Origin of the sequence: Cytobacillus sp. FSL K6-0129 (genome assembly GCF_038007625.1) — a bacterium.
Classification (GTDB): domain Bacteria; phylum Bacillota; class Bacilli; order Bacillales; family Cytobacillaceae; genus Cytobacillus; species Cytobacillus kochii.
The window spans coordinates 1,781,824-1,797,429 of the sequence record NZ_JBBOXM010000001.1 but is presented as its reverse complement, the minus strand read 5'-3'; the positions used below and the strand labels follow the sequence as shown (position 1 = coordinate 1,797,429).

Genomic DNA, 15,606 nt, shown 5'->3' with positions numbered 1-15,606 from the left:
CTAGTATATTGGGTTTGTGAAGAATTATAAGAAAAGCACTAAGGGGTGTAGGTCATGTCATTAAGAGATGAAGCATTAAATATGCATAAGGTTCATAAAGGTAAATTAGAATCTAAATCAAAAGTAGCTGTTACAAATGCGAAAGAGTTAAGCTTAGCTTATTCTCCCGGCGTTGCAGAGCCATGTAAAGAAATTTATGATAAACCAGAAACGGTTTATGATTATACAATGAAAGGCAATATGGTAGCGGTTGTTTCTGATGGAACGGCTGTTCTTGGACTTGGTAATATCGGACCAGAAGCAGCCTTACCAGTAATGGAAGGGAAAGCTGTGTTATTTAAAAGCTTTGCAGGTGTTGATGCTTTTCCAATTTGCTTGAATACCAATGATATTGATAAAATCGTTGATACGGTGAAGTTAATGGAGCCGACTTTTGGCGGTGTGAACTTAGAGGATATTGCAGCACCGAATTGCTTCTATATTGAAGAACGTTTGAAAAAAGAGACAAATATTCCAGTGTTCCATGATGATCAACACGGGACAGCCATTGTAACTGTTGCTGGACTTGTCAATGCCCTTAAACTTGCTGGTAAAAAGATGAGCGAAATAAAGGTGGTTGCAAACGGTGCTGGTGCAGCCGGTATTGCCATTATTAAATTACTATACCGTTATGGTGTAAGAGATATTATTATGTGTGATACAAAGGGTGCTATCTATGAAGGGCGTCCAAACGGGATGAATGATATTAAGAGTGAAGTTGCCCGGTTCACAAACCGTAACCAAGTTAAAGGTAGTTTAACAGATGCAATTAAAGATGCAGATGTATTTATTGGTGTATCAGTGGCGGGTGCTTTGACAGCTGATATGGTACAATCAATGAACGACAAGGCAATCATTTTTGCTATGGCTAATCCAACACCAGAAATCATGCCAGAAGAGGCAAAAGCTGCTGGAGCGCTTGTTGTTGGTACAGGTCGTTCAGATTTCCCTAACCAAGTAAATAATGTTCTTGCATTCCCAGGAATCTTTAGGGGTGCTCTAGATGTTCGTGCAACTCATATTAATGAGCATATGAAAATTGCTGCGGTTGAAGCAATTGCTGAATTGATTGCTGAAGACGACTTACATTCTGATTATGTCATTCCAGCTCCATTTGATCCACGAGTGGCACCAGCAGTAGCATCTGCAGTAGCTAAATCAGCTATGGAAACTGGCGTAGCTAGAATTAAAGTTGACCCAGAAGAAGTGAAGCAAAGAACAGCACAACTTGCAGCTATCGGAAAAGATAAATAACGATAGGCGGTGAGTTCGCTGGACAATTCAACGAAATTATATATAGAAATCGTGAAACAGCTGCGAAATATTATTCAAGAAGAAGGTTATCAAACAGGTGACAAACTACCTTCAGAACGTGAAATGTCAGAACGCCTAAATGTTGGGCGTTCTTCCGTTCGTGAAGCTTTTCGTGCGTTAGAGCTACTAGGTTTAATAGAGACGAGAAGAGGCGAAGGAACCTTTATTAAAGATTTTCGCGGTCATAATCTGGTACAATTACTGAGTACATTTATTCTGCAAGACAAACAAGCAAAAACTGATATTAAAGAAACGAAATATTTGGTAGAATGGGATTGTATATGGTTAGCGATGAGAAAAGCAACTCCAAAAGAACTTGAAGCTTTTAGAAATTGGGTCACTTCTGAGGTGTTTCAAGAGAATGAATATTTTTATCGCATCGTTCTCATAGCAGATAACCATTTATTTAAGCGTCTATGGACGATTTTAACCGATTATTATAATTCGTTAGACTTTGGTTTAGCTATTGTTGATCAAAAAACCTATCTGTCATTAATAGATGCGATGATAGAGAAAGATGAACAAGCAGCAAAAATTCAATATTGTTTAATAAGAAATTTGTCGAGCATTTAACGACAATGTTTTCCATCTTTTTTAAGCCTATTATTGTATAGTGATGAGACAAGCTATATTCTCGCACTTGCGTCGATAGGCAATTGTTTTTTTCTCAGTGGTCTGGCCACCTAGGGAAATGGTAATGATTACTAAAGTAGGAAAGGTAAATTTCACTTTTGTTATTTACTTTGTAATTACAAGGAGGTTTCACCTTGCTAAAAGACATCTTTACAAAATCAAAGAAGAAAAAATATGCAACTATTCCTTCTGAGGCAGCGAAGCAAGATGTCCCAGAAGGAATCATGACTAAATGCCCTGAATGTAAGAAGATAATGTATACGAAAGAACTAATGAAAAACATGAAGGTATGTATTAATTGTGGTCATCATCACCCAATGAATGCAGCAGAACGTTTTGAGAGCTTTCTAGATAAGGGAACATTTCAAGAGCTAGATCGTGAAATGATATCAGAAAACCCGCTTGCTTTTCCAGATTACCTTGAAAAAGTTGAAAAAGACCGTAAGAAAACAGGCATGAATGAAGCGGTAATGACAGGAATTGGAGAATTGGATGGTTTTCAAATTGTTCTGGCCGTAATGGATTCGACTTTTAGAATGGGAAGCATGGGCTCTGTGGTCGGAGAGAAAATCACAAGGGCAATTGAAAAGGCGGATGAATTGAAAGTGCCATTCATTATCTTTACTGCTTCTGGTGGTGCAAGAATGCAAGAAGGTGTATTGAGTTTGATGCAAATGGCGAAGACGAGTGTGGCGCTGAAGCGATTCAGTGATAATGGTGGCTTAATTATCTCGATAATGACACACCCTACTACTGGTGGTGTTTCTGCTAGTTTCGCTTCATTAGGAGATTTTAATTTTGCTGAGCCTAAAGCGTTAATTGGTTTTGCGGGTCGTCGTATTATTGAACAGACAATTCGTGAAGAGTTGCCAGAGGACTTCCAAACAGCAGAATTCTTATTGAAACATGGGCAGCTTGATGCCGTTATTCATCGTTCTAAGCTGCGAGAGGAGATTGCTAACATTCTTTCTATTCATCAGCCAGGAGGTGAGCTTAAATGGTAACTGAATTAACGTTTGAAAGACCGATTATTGAACTAAGAAAAAGAATAGCTGAGTTAAAAGAATTTACGAAGACAGCAGATGTTGATTTAGGAGCTGAAATTAATAAGCTCGAGACAAGATTAGCCAAGTTAGAAAAAGATATATATGAAAATCTAGGACCATGGGATCGAGTGCAAATTGCTCGTCATCCTAATCGTCCTACTACATTAGATTATATAGAGTATTTGTTTGATGACTTTTTTGAATGTCATGGCGATCGTGTATTCGGAGATGATGAAGCGATTGTTAGTGGGATAGCTAAGTTTAGAGGACATCCTGTTACAGTGATCGGTCATCAACGTGGAAAAGATACAAAAGAAAATATCCGTAGAAACTTCGGTATGCCACATCCAGAAGGTTATCGAAAAGCGTTGCGTTTAATGAAGCAAGCGGAGAAGTTTCGCCGTCCAATTGTTTGTTTTATAGATACGAAAGGTGCTTATCCAGGCAAGGCAGCTGAAGAAAGAGGTCAAAGTGAAGCGATAGCTAAAAACCTTTTTGAAATGGCTAGTTTGAAAGTACCGGTTGTATGCATAGTAATTGGAGAAGGCGGAAGTGGCGGCGCTTTGGCGTTGGGCATTGGTAACTATATTCATATGCTAGAAAATGCTACTTACTCTGTTATTTCACCAGAGGGAGCTGCCTCTATCCTTTGGAAAGATGCGGCGAAAGCTCAAACAGCAGCTGAGTCGATGCGCATTACTGCTCCAGATTTAAAGGAGCTTGGAGTTATCGATGAAATCATACCTGAAGTAAAAGGTGGAGCTCATAAGGATGTTGAGCAGCAAGCACTAGCAATTGAAGATATTCTTTATCAGTCATTAAAGGATTTATCTCAACTAGATGAAAAACAATTAGTAGACCATCGTTATGAGAAATATAAATCAATTGGGAAATATTCGTTTTTAAGAGATTATATTGGGGTAAAATAAAAACGTGCGAATTGCACGTTTTTCCTATTATCCACGTTATTTTAAAAAAGATTATAATAATCTGTACCAAACGAGAGCAGCTATAAAGTAATTTATATAAACTCTGATATGCTTCAAAATACAATGTATACCTTTGTTCATATTTGGCTTGAATGTGCTTTTAGTAATAATTCTTTAACGAAACTTAATAAATTATAATTGTGATGTTTATTTTTTCGTGCTATTTTAACAGTAGAAGAAGCTTATTAACCTTTTGTAGGTCCTCTTTTTTCCTTTCCCCTAGGTTCGTTCATATTAATAGAATACAAATTGTTTTCCCATAATAGAGGTGATAGAGAAAATGAAAAGAATTGGTGTATTAACGAGTGGAGGAGATTCACCTGGAATGAATGCGGCCGTTCGCGCAGTTGTTAGAAAAGCCATTCATGATGGTATCGAGGTATATGGTATTTATGGCGGTTATACTGGTCTAATTCATGGTAATATAGAAAAGCTAGAATTAGGATCTGTTGGTGATATTATTCATCGTGGCGGTACGATTCTTTATTCTGCAAGATGTGAAGAGTTTAAAACAGAAGAAGGAAGACAAAAGGGAATAGAGAACTTAAAGGCACATCAAATAGAAGGTCTGGTTGTGATTGGTGGAGACGGATCTTATCGAGGAGCGCTTGCCCTCACTGAAGCAGGTTTTCCATGTGTAGGTGTACCAGGAACGATCGATAATGACATTGCAGGTACACAATATACTATTGGATTTGATACAGCATTAAATACAGTCATTGATGCCATAGATAAAATCAGGGATACAGCGAGTTCACACGAAAGGACCTTTATTATAGAAGTAATGGGTAGAGATGCAGGCGATATTGCCTTATGGGCAGGCTTAGCTGGTGGAGCAGAAACAATCCTTATTCCTGAAGTAAATTACGATATAGATGAAATTGCAACAAAACTCAAAAGTGGACTTGATAGAGGAAAAAGGCATAGTATTATCATTGTGGCTGAAGGTGTTTGTAGTGGTATAGAATTCGCAAAACAAGTTGAGAGTGCAACCTCACTTGAAACGAGAGTGTCTGTTCTTGGTCATATCCAACGAGGCGGATCTCCAACGGCATTTGATCGTGTTTTAGCTAGTCGTTTAGGTGCTCATGCAGTGGAATTACTTGCCAAAGAAAAAGGTGGACAAGCAGTTGGTTTGAATAATAACCAAGTCGTAGCTAATAGCTTGCGTGATGTTTTAAGTCAACATAATAGGTTAGATTTAGACCTATACGAGTTATCAAGAGAGCTTTCAATTTAAGCGTACATAATTAGGAGGTATATATTAATATGCGTAAAACGAAAATTGTTTGTACAATTGGACCAGCTAGTGAAAGTATTGAAAAAATTATTGAATTAATAAATGCTGGCATGAATGTAGCAAGATTAAATTTTTCACACGGAAATTTTGCAGAACATGGTGAGCGAATTGCTAATATCCGTGAAGCATCTAAGCAAACTGGAAAGACAGTTGCAATCCTATTAGATACAAAAGGTCCAGAAATACGTACGAATGATATGAAAGACGGTGCGATTGAATTAGAAGCGGGTAACAATATCATTGTGAGTATGAATGAAGTGGAAGGGACAACAGACATATTCTCTGTTACATATAGTGGCCTCATTGATGATGTTCACATCGGCTCTAGTATTCTTTTAGATGATGGGTTGATTGCTTTGGAAGTCAATGCTATCAATAAAGAGAAAAAAGAAATTCATGCGAAAATCTTAAATAGCGGTACGTTAAAGAATAAAAAAGGTGTGAATGTACCAGGTGTTTCAGTTAACCTCCCTGGCATCACAGAAAAGGATGCCAAGGATATTCTTTTTGGAATTGAGCAAGAAGTTGACTTTATTGCCGCTTCCTTTGTTAGACGACCATCAGACGTTTTAGAAATTCGTCAATTACTTGAAGAAAATAATGCAGAATATATTCATATTATCCCCAAAATCGAAAACCAAGAAGGCGTGGATAATATTGAAGGTATTCTAGAAGTGTCAGATGGTTTAATGGTAGCGCGTGGAGATTTAGGTGTTGAAATTCCAGCGGAGGAAGTACCGCTTGTACAAAAGCAATTAATTAAAAAATGCAACGAGCTTGGAAAGCCGGTTATTACAGCAACACAAATGTTAGATTCCATGCAAAGAAACCCTCGCCCAACTCGTGCGGAAGCAAGTGATGTTGCTAATGCCATTTTTGATGGCACGGATGCAATCATGTTATCAGGGGAAACAGCAGCGGGTTCTTACCCAGTAGAAGCAGTTAAAACGATGCATAATATCGCTTCTCGTGCAGAAACAGCCTTAAATCATAGAGAAATTTTATCTCAAAGAAGTAAAAATAATAAACATAATGTGACCGATGCCATTGGCCAATCTGTTGCACATACAGCACTAAACTTGGGAGTCAGCGCCATTATCACACCTACAGAGAGTGGACATACAGCTAGAATGATTGCTAAGTTCAGACCGGTGAATCCAATTGTAGCTGTCACTTCACATGAATACGTTTCTCGTCGCTTATCACTTGTATGGGGAGTATATTCGCAAGTTGGCCAAAAAGCTAAGACAACCGATGATATGCTAGATATAGCTGTAGAAGAAAGTCTACAAACAGGAATCGTTCATTCGGGGGATCTTGTTGTTATAACAGCTGGAGTTCCTGTTGGAGAAGCAGGAACAACAAACTTAATGAAAATTCATGTAGTTGGCGATATCATTGCAAAAGCTCAAGGTATTGGCAGAAAGTCAGCATTTGGTAAAGCAGTTATTGCCCGCAATGCGAAAGAAGCAATGGAAAAGGTTACAGAAGGCTCAATACTCGTAACAATTGGGTCTGATCGTGAAATGGTCCCAGCTATTGAAAAATGTAGTGCTCTAATTACTGAAGAAGGTGGTCTAACGAGCCATGGTGCTGTAATTGGTTTAAACCTTGGTATTCCGGTTATTGTCGGTTTAGATATGGCTACAAAATTAATTAAGGAAGGTCAAGACATTACAGTAGACTCACAAAGAGGTGTCATTTATAACGGCCATGCGAGTGTCTTATAAATATAGAAGAACTGTCGGATATTATTAATCGGCAGTTCTTTTTTTATATAAGATTGAAAAATAAGGTTGAAAAGATATTTAGATAACCTAATTAAATTTTTAACTCAAAATAGAATATAATTGTTGCCAATATCGTTATATTAGTATAACATAATATTAAATATAATATATCACATTTATAATGATAACATATCTCTTAAATTATTTTGAATAGAAATATTGAAATAAAAAAATAAATACATAATTAAAGGGAGTGGTGAGGATATGCTGAATTATATGCAAGGGTTTTGGATGGAAATGTGGAGGTTGCATGATCAAATAAAGGACTTATTACGGTTATTCTCAGTGAAGAACCAGTCTGATAAGAACCATTCAAATGAATTGAAGCAATCAGGTGAAAATAATGGAGAGAATCCGAAACAGAGAAAAAGAACGAATAAACAGAATATAGGATTATTATTAGGGCCCATTCTTTTTGCTTTAACGCTCCTATTTGTTTCACCTGAAGGAATGTCAAGAGAAGCCCAAGCTGTGCTAGCAAGTACTCTATGGGTTGCTGTCTGGTGGATTACAGAGGCCATACCTATACCAGTAACTTCACTATTGCCAATCATTCTCTTTCCCGTTACTGGTGCAGTGACAGAAGGAATTACGAGTTCATATGCGGATAATACCATTTTCTTATTTTTAGGTGGCTTTATTATCGCCATTGCGATGGAAAAGTGGAATCTCCATTTAAGAATTGCACTTGGTATCATTACTGTGGTTGGTACTAGTACATCTAGGCTTGTTCTTGGGTTTATGGTGGCTACAGGTTTCCTTTCAATGTGGATATCGAATACTGCAACTGCCATGATGATGATGCCGATTGCCATTGCTGTTATTACGCATGTAAACGATTCCATGAAGTCGGAAAGAGAATCTGCTAACCGGTTTGGTAAGTCACTAATGCTAGGGATTGCCTATGCAGCTTCAATTGGTGGTTTAGGTACTTTAATTGGGACACCTCCAAATATGATTTTTGCAGGTGTTGTAAAAGAAATTTATGGGATTGATATTTCTTTTGCTACATGGATGCTATTTGGGGTTCCTTTTGCGGCTATTTTATTACTTGTAGCCTGGTTTTACTTAGTTAAAATGGCTTTTCCTATGAGAATCAAGGAGCTTCCAGGCGGTAAAGAAATCATTTCTTCTGAAAGAAAACGATTAGGAAATATATCTTTTGAGGAAAAATTAGTATTAGTAGTGTTTCTTGCTACTGCGGTTGCGTGGATTACAAGATCGTTCATTCCTTTTGATTTTATGAGCCGAATCGACGACACGATTATAGCGATTGCTGCAGCGATTATTCTATTTCTTTTACCATCGAAAAGTAGTAAGGATGCTCAGCTTTTAAATTGGAAAGATGCATTGAATATTCCTTGGGGGATATTATTACTATTTGGTGGGGGATTAGCAATCGCCAAAGGCTTTAAGGATTCAGGTTTAGCCACATGGATTGGAGAGCAATTAACCGTTCTTGAGGGTGTGCATCTTGTTATTGTCATTCTATGCGTAACAGCACTTGTGACATTCTTAACTGAGATTACATCAAATACGGCAACAGCTACAATGATGTTCCCTATCATGGCATCTTTAGCATTAGCGTTAGACCTTCATCCGTATGCGCTTATGGTAGCTGCTGCAATTGCTGCTTCATGTGCGTTTATGCTCCCTGTTGCCACACCGCCTAATGCTATTGTCTTTGGATCTGGCTATTTAAAGATAGGTGATATGGCTAAATCCGGTTTTTGGTTAAGTATTTTTACAATTATCTTTGTTGGTGTAATGATTTATTTCTATATGCCAATTGCATGGGGTATCGATATAGGTACTTTCCCGAATTCGTTTAAGTAGCATTTGTTCTAAAATTTATAAAGTGGGAATTTCCAATGATGGAAATGTGTTATGTTTCTCGCGAGCCCATAATTTTGATATCATTATATATATAAAATATAATGAGGTGGCTAAATGCGCTATATATTATTACCGCTAATTTTAATCCCGGCGATTGAAATTGTTGTACTGCTTCTTGCCGGTAAGGCTTTAGGTGTGGCCGTGACATTTCTTCTAATTATATTGACTGGCGTTTTTGGCGTTTATATAGCAAAAAGGCAAGGGATGGAAGTAATGAAAAAGGTACAGATGGAAACGCGCCGTGGGGAAATGCCGGGTGATTCCATGCTAGACGGTCTTTGTATATTCATAGCAGGTATTTTCCTTGTGTTACCAGGATTTATTTCAGATTTTATAGGTGTTCTTTTATTAATTCCTTTTATAAGAAATAAATTAAAAATTATTTTGTATCACTTCCTTAGAAGACGTATTAACCATGGTAACATCAAAGTGATAAAATGGTGAGCATTTAGACAAAGGTGATCCCATATATTAAAAAAAGAATAGACAAAAAGAGATCCGAACATATTCCAATTCGTTTATGTTCGGATTTTTACATTGGCGAGAAGTATAGGTTTGTAGTCGAGATTCAAAAAGGAGTACCTCAAATTTAGCATCTATTATAATGGCTGACTTCTATTTCTCCTCTCTTCCATTTTTTATATAAAACCAAATATCTGTGAATACTTTTGCTCTGTACAAAGTAGAAAGGATGACAAGAATAATTGGACCAATAATCAGCCCGAGGAATCCAAATAGTTTAAAGCCAATAAATAAAGCGATTAAAGTCGCCAATGGATCTAAACCAATATTGGAAGATAAAATCTTTGGTTCCATCACTTGTCTTTGAACGATAATAATCACGTACAGGATAGAAAGTCCAACTGCAATGGTTGTTTCACCAATAAAAAAGGAATAAATAATCCATGGAATAAAGATGATACCTGTTCCTAAATAAGGAAGAATATCAACCATACCGGCGATAATGGCGATTGTCATCGCATAATCTATGTTTAATATTAATAAGCCCAACAAGATGATAAGAGTAGTTATTGAAATTAAAGTTGCTTGTGCCTTTATAAAGCCAAAAAGGGCAGATTTCAGGTCAGTGAAGACGGTAATGCTACTGCGTCTTACATATTCAGGTGCCAGATTAAGAAAAAATAGTTTTATTCTTTCCCAATCTTTACTAATGAAGAATGAAGCCAAAAGAGAAAAAATAATGACAGTTGCTGCATTAGGTATCCATGAGAATAACGCAGGCAGCTTTTCAAAAAAAGATTGTAGAAAAAGTCCTAATGATTGTCCTATATTCTTACCTATTTCTTCTATATTGGCCATAACGCTTGCTTGTTGTTCTGTTCCTAGATGCTTAAATAAACTGGTTAGTTTATTTAACACAGGCATAAATTGATTGGCGATCCAGTGTTCTATATGTGTAATAAACACTTGTACATGTGCTGGCACAACTTTTGATAGGTGAGCTGCCCCAGAGACCAATTCAGTGATTAAAATAACTGCGCCGCCCAGAATGACGCCTATTAGTAATGATAAAGAAATGAAAACAGAAAAAGATCGTGGTATTTTACATGTATATTGAAAAAAATTGACTGTCCTATTAATGATGTATGCAATACCTAACCCAATTAGAAAAGGATAAGCAATGGATGACAAGTAAAAACTAGCAAATAATAAAGTAAATATGATGACTAAGACAAAAAAGAATCTCATGATTTGGTAATGTAGGGCACTTGTCATTGTTTGGCGCTCCTCCTTAATGTATTTTAAGTGAAAAAGGTTGAATAATCTGACATTGTTTTCTAGACGCTAATTTTAATCTTTTAACCTAAAATATGCTCTTTTGTCCTCATTATCTTTACTGGCGAAATGAGCGAATTAGAAATTAATTTTATCTTTTTTCGAAATTATGTTAAAATAACATCATTAACAGGAAGGTGAGATAGAATATGGAGTCATTCCTGTTTTTACTACTGCTTTTAGCTATCAGTATTGTGGCTAAAAATCAATCTCTTATATTTGCGATTGCTGTCCTCCTATTGTTAAAATTAGTCGGAACAGAGTTAAAAGTGTTTTCATTTATCCAAAGTAAGGGTATTAATTGGGGTGTAACGATTATTACGATTGCTGTCTTAGCCCCTATTGCAAGTGGAGCAATCGGGTTCAAAGATCTAGCAGATGCATTTAAATCACCTTATGCTTGGGTTGCTTGTATATCAGGCATTATCGTTGCATTATTAGCAAAGGGTGGGCTTACCCTCCTATCAGAAGATCCACATATTACGACTGCTCTTGTTCTAGGAACAATTCTAGCTATTACATTATTTAAAGGAGTAGCAGTCGGTCCGCTAATCGGAGCGGGTATCGCCTATTTATTCATGAAGATATTTGAGTATATTCAATAATTGGTAGAAAGCTATCAATCACTTGTATTTTTATGAATTTTTCGTTTCACAAAAGTCAGATAATTGTTTATAATATACATGTACAAATAGGTTTGATAGTTGAGTCTATGAAAATAGTAGATACTTTATACCAAAAAGAAAATGTAAGCATTTTCTTTCATTAATGTTTGTACATGTTTGTACTGAGCATACGTTCAGAGATTGTTCAGTCAGATGGAAATCTGACTAAGAATGTCATTTAGTCTGTCTCCCAGCTTAATACATATTAGCTGGATTAAATCGGCTACAATAGCCAATAGAGCTATCAGGTTTATCTGATAACAACTTAATGAATAAGATTCATGCAGACAGAGGGTTTGGGGAAAATATTTCAAAGAAGGAGATGGTTTGTTATGACAGCGACACGCGGTCTAGAGGGTGTAGTGGCTACTACATCTGCTATCAGTTCAATCATTGATGATACTTTAACATATGTAGGCTATAACATTGATGATTTGGCAGAAAATGCTAGTTTTGAGGAAGTCATCTATTTATTATGGCATGGTAAATTACCTACACAATCACAACTAGATGAATTAAAAGCACAATTGGCAGAAAATATGAATTTGCCACAAGAGGTTCTTGCTCATTTTAAGACTTATCCAATTGATCAAGTTCATCCGATGGCAGCTCTTCGCTCCGCTGTATCTCTTCTTGGTCTCTATGATGAAGAAGCAGATGTAATGGAAGAGGATGCGAACTATAGAAAAGCCATCCGTTTACAAGCAAAAGTGCCAGCTATTGTTGCTGCGTTTGCGCGTGTGAGAAAAGGCTTAGAGCCAATTGCTCCTAAAAAGGAATTAAGTTTTGCTGCTAACTTCTTGTTTATGTTAAATGGGGAAGAACCAGAAGATGTAGCAGTTGAAGCAATGAATAAAGCACTTGTCCTACATGCTGATCATGAATTAAATGCGTCTACTTTTACAGCTCGCGTTTGTGTTGCGACATTATCTGATATGTACTCAGGTATTACAGCAGCTATTGGTGCATTAAAAGGACCTCTACACGGTGGTGCTAACGAAGCTGTAATGAAAATGCTTAAAGAAATCGGTACATTAGATAATGTTGAACCTGCTATTCGTGAAAAATTAGCGAATAAAGATAAAATAATGGGCTTCGGTCATCGTGTATATAGAAAAGGCGACCCAAGAGCGAAACATTTAAGAGAAATGTCTAAGAGATTAACAGAATTGACAGGCGAACCACATTGGTATGAAATGTCTACAAAAATTGAAGGAATTGTGACTGGAGAAAAAGATCTTCCTCCTAATGTTGATTTTTATTCGGCATCTGTATACCACAGCTTAGGTATCGATCACGATCTCTTTACACCAATCTTTGCAGTTAGCCGTGTTTCTGGTTGGTTAGCTCATATTTTAGAACAATACTCTAATAATCGTTTAATCCGTCCACGTGCTGATTATACAGGTCCAGGAATGCAAGCTTACGTTCCTGTTGAACAAAGAGGGTAAACTTTTTATTGAGTTTTTTCAAAACAGATGATAATAATAAATAAAGATAAGCAAGCTACTGAAAGGTTAGAGGGTTTGCCTTCTAGCCTTTGATTCTGGTAAGTTTGTGATGTGTTACTTTTAACACAAGGAAATTGGAGGGAGAAATTATTATGGCAGCAGAAAAAATTACAGTAAATAATGGTGTTTTAAATGTACCAAATGAACCAATCGTTCCTTTTATCGAAGGTGACGGAACTGGGCCGGATATTTGGGCATCTGCTTCTCGTGTTTTAGATGCAGCGGTTGAAAAAGCATATAAAGGTGAGCGTAAAATTGCTTGGAAAGAAGTTTTAGCTGGTGAAAAAGCATTTAACCAAACAGGCGAATGGTTACCAAAAGAAACTTTAGATGTAATTAATGAATACTTAATCGCCATTAAAGGACCACTTACAACACCAATTGGTGGAGGAATTCGTTCTTTAAATGTTGCATTGCGTCAAGAATTAGATCTTTTCGTATGCTTGCGTCCAGTACGCTGGTTTGAAGGTGTTCCTTCACCAGTTAAGCGCCCACAAGATACTGACATGGTCATTTTCCGTGAAAATACTGAAGATATCTATGCAGGTATTGAATATGCTAAAGGTACAGATGAAGTAAACAAATTAATCTCTTTCTTAAAAGATGAAATGGGTGTCAATAAAATTCGTTTCCCAGAAACATCTGGAATCGGTATTAAACCTGTTTCTCAAGAGGGAACAACTCGTCTAGTTCGCTCTGCAATTGACTATGCAATCAACGAAGGTCGTAAATCAGTAACACTTGTACACAAAGGTAATATCATGAAATTTACTGAAGGTGCATTTAAAAATTGGGGTTACGAACTAGCTGAAAAAGAATACGGCGATAAAGTATTCACATGGGCTGAATATGACCGCATTAAAGATGAAAGTGGCGTAGATGCAGCAAACAAAGCGCAAGCTGATGCTGAAGCTGCTGGTAAAATCATCGTTAAAGATGCAATTGCTGATATCTTCTTACAACAAATCTTAACTCGTCCAGCGGAATTTGATGTAGTAGCAACAATGAACCTTAACGGTGACTACATTTCTGATGCGTTAGCAGCACAAGTTGGTGGAATCGGTATTGCTCCAGGAGCAAACATCAACTACGAAACTGGACATGCGATTTTCGAAGCTACACACGGAACAGCTCCTAAATATGCAGGTTTAGACAAAGTAAACCCTTCATCTGTTATTCTTTCAGGTGTGCTTTTACTTAAACATTTAGGCTGGAATGAAGCGGCTGATTTAATTGAAAAATCTATGGAAAAATCTATTGCTTCTAAAGTTGTAACTTATGACTTTGCTCGTCTAATGGACGGAGCTACTGAAGTGAAATGTTCTGAATTCGGTGACGTCCTAATCAAAAACATGGACTAATTAACTTGATCTAGCAGGTTCAATTTAAAAATTGAGCCTGCTTTCTTTTTATTTAAAAACCTCATCCTTATTGATTGTGATGTAAAATTCAGTGGAAGATAAATTCCATCATATATGAAATTAAGTTGTTTCCTCATGTTTTAATCTCACAAGAAGCGGTTATAAATTGAATAGTTGTAAATGAATACATAAGGAGATGTTGCAAGTGTCTACACTCAAGCGTAAGAAAGTTTCTGTTATCGGAGCCGGTTTTACTGGAGCGACGACTGCATTTTTATTGGCACAAAAGGAATTAGCAGATGTTGTATTAGTTGATATTCCCCAAATGGAAAATCCGACAAAGGGAAAAGCTTTAGACATGTTAGAAGCAAGTCCAGTTCAAGGATTTGATGCAAATATCTTAGGTACAGCAAACTATGAAGATACGAAAGATTCAGATATTGTCGTGGTTACTGCTGGAATTGCACGAAAGCCAGGGATGAGCCGGGAAGATCTAGTTCAAACAAATGAAACGATTATGAAGAATGTAGCGAAGGAAATTGCACAGTATTCTCCCGATTCGCTTATTATTGTGTTATCAAATCCTGTGGATGCGATGACTTATACAATATTTAAAGAAACAGGCTTTCCTAAAAACCGAGTTATTGGCCAGTCGGGTGTGCTCGATAGTGCCAGGTTCCGTACGTTTGTAGCTCAAGAGTTACAGATCTCCATAAAAGATATAACAGGGTTTGTGCTCGGAGGTCATGGTGATGATATGGTTCCACTTGTTAGGTATTCATATGCAGGCGGTGTCCCTTTAGAAAAATTAATCTCCAAAGATCGTTTAGAACAAATTGTCGATCGAACGCGAAAGGGTGGAGGAGAAATTGTTAGTTTATTAGGGAATGGTAGTGCATACTATGCACCTGCAGCAGCCTTAGTAGAAATGGTAGAGGCTATGATCAAGGACCAAAAAAGAATACTTCCTGCAATCGCTTATTTAGAAGGAGAGTTTGGTTATCAGGGCATTTATTTAGGTGTGCCAACAATCCTTGGTGCAAATGGGATTGAAAAAGTCATCGAATTAGATTTAACAAAAGAAGAAAAGGTTGCATTAGATCAGTCAGCTGAGTCGGTGCGTCAGGTGATATCGATATTGTCACAAAACTAATCTATAAAGAAAGTACTTGTTGGCGAAGTTCCGTCTTTTACCTGAGCTTCGCTTATTTTTTGTTAACTTTACAATAGAAAGGAAATTATTATTACTATTTTTCTTTTACTTA

13 protein-coding genes are annotated in these 15,606 nt (G+C 36.9%); 12 read left to right on the top strand and 1 reads right to left on the bottom strand.

Features of this window, described 5'->3' with window-relative positions; translation table 11 throughout:
- Positions 1–54 precede the first annotated feature (54 nt).
- The 8 genes from MHI57_RS08805 to MHI57_RS08770 all read left to right on the top strand — a co-directional run bounded on the left by MHI57_RS08805 (position 55) and on the right by MHI57_RS08770 (position 9,451).
- Positions 55–1,293 carry an NAD(P)-dependent malic enzyme gene (locus MHI57_RS08805; RefSeq protein ID WP_095372300.1) on the top strand — a complete coding sequence of 413 codons (1,239 nt, stop codon included), beginning with the start codon at positions 55–57 and terminating at the stop codon, positions 1,291–1,293.
- 9 nt (positions 1,294–1,302) lie between these two features.
- Complete coding sequence (locus tag MHI57_RS08800; protein WP_340975885.1) at positions 1,303–1,926, top strand: FadR/GntR family transcriptional regulator; 624 nt, start codon at positions 1,303–1,305, stop codon at positions 1,924–1,926.
- A 194-nt stretch (positions 1,927–2,120) separates the two neighbouring features.
- Positions 2,121–2,990 carry an acetyl-CoA carboxylase, carboxyltransferase subunit beta gene (accD, locus tag MHI57_RS08795; protein WP_095372302.1) on the top strand — a complete coding sequence of 290 codons (870 nt, stop codon included), beginning with the start codon at positions 2,121–2,123 and terminating at the stop codon, positions 2,988–2,990.
- Positions 2,984–3,961, top strand: a complete 978-nt coding sequence (accA, locus tag MHI57_RS08790) for an acetyl-CoA carboxylase carboxyl transferase subunit alpha (RefSeq protein ID WP_095372303.1) — start codon at positions 2,984–2,986, stop codon at positions 3,959–3,961. The genes accD and accA overlap by 7 nt, the downstream gene beginning before the upstream one ends.
- A gap of 340 nt (positions 3,962–4,301) precedes the next feature.
- Entirely contained in the window at positions 4,302–5,261 is a 960-nt protein-coding gene (pfkA, locus tag MHI57_RS08785) for a 6-phosphofructokinase (RefSeq protein WP_095372304.1), read from the top strand.
- Positions 5,262–5,290: 29 nt separating this feature from the next.
- On the top strand, positions 5,291–7,051 hold the full coding sequence (pyk, locus tag MHI57_RS08780; protein ID WP_340975882.1) for a pyruvate kinase: 1,761 nt from the start codon (positions 5,291–5,293) through the stop codon (positions 7,049–7,051).
- Positions 7,052–7,315: 264 nt separating this feature from the next.
- A complete protein-coding gene (locus MHI57_RS08775; RefSeq protein WP_095372306.1) occupies positions 7,316–8,947 on the top strand; it encodes an SLC13 family permease in 1,632 nt (543 codons plus the stop codon).
- A 114-nt stretch (positions 8,948–9,061) separates the two neighbouring features.
- Positions 9,062–9,451, top strand: a complete 390-nt coding sequence (locus MHI57_RS08770) for an FxsA family protein (RefSeq protein WP_095372307.1) — start codon at positions 9,062–9,064, stop codon at positions 9,449–9,451.
- A 171-nt stretch (positions 9,452–9,622) separates the two neighbouring features.
- On the opposite strand, the gene ytvI is transcribed toward MHI57_RS08770, so the two are convergent.
- On the bottom strand, positions 9,623–10,744 hold the full coding sequence (ytvI, locus tag MHI57_RS08765; RefSeq protein WP_340975880.1) for a sporulation integral membrane protein YtvI: 1,122 nt from the start codon (positions 10,742–10,744) through the stop codon (positions 9,623–9,625).
- 209 nt (positions 10,745–10,953) lie between these two features.
- On the opposite strand from ytvI, the gene MHI57_RS08760 reads away from it, so the two are divergent.
- The 4 genes from MHI57_RS08760 to mdh all read left to right on the top strand — a co-directional run bounded on the left by MHI57_RS08760 (position 10,954) and on the right by mdh (position 15,494).
- Positions 10,954–11,409, top strand: a complete 456-nt coding sequence (locus MHI57_RS08760) for a DUF441 domain-containing protein (RefSeq protein WP_095372309.1) — start codon at positions 10,954–10,956, stop codon at positions 11,407–11,409.
- A gap of 392 nt (positions 11,410–11,801) precedes the next feature.
- Positions 11,802–12,920: a citrate synthase gene (gene citZ / locus MHI57_RS08755; protein WP_307312681.1), complete on the top strand. Its 1,119-nt coding sequence runs from the start codon at positions 11,802–11,804 to the stop codon at positions 12,918–12,920.
- A 149-nt stretch (positions 12,921–13,069) separates the two neighbouring features.
- Complete coding sequence (gene icd / locus MHI57_RS08750; RefSeq protein ID WP_180317068.1) at positions 13,070–14,341, top strand: NADP-dependent isocitrate dehydrogenase; 1,272 nt, start codon at positions 13,070–13,072, stop codon at positions 14,339–14,341.
- A 205-nt stretch (positions 14,342–14,546) separates the two neighbouring features.
- Complete coding sequence (gene mdh / locus MHI57_RS08745; protein WP_233435212.1) at positions 14,547–15,494, top strand: malate dehydrogenase; 948 nt, start codon at positions 14,547–14,549, stop codon at positions 15,492–15,494.
- Positions 15,495–15,606: the final 112 nt, after the last annotated feature.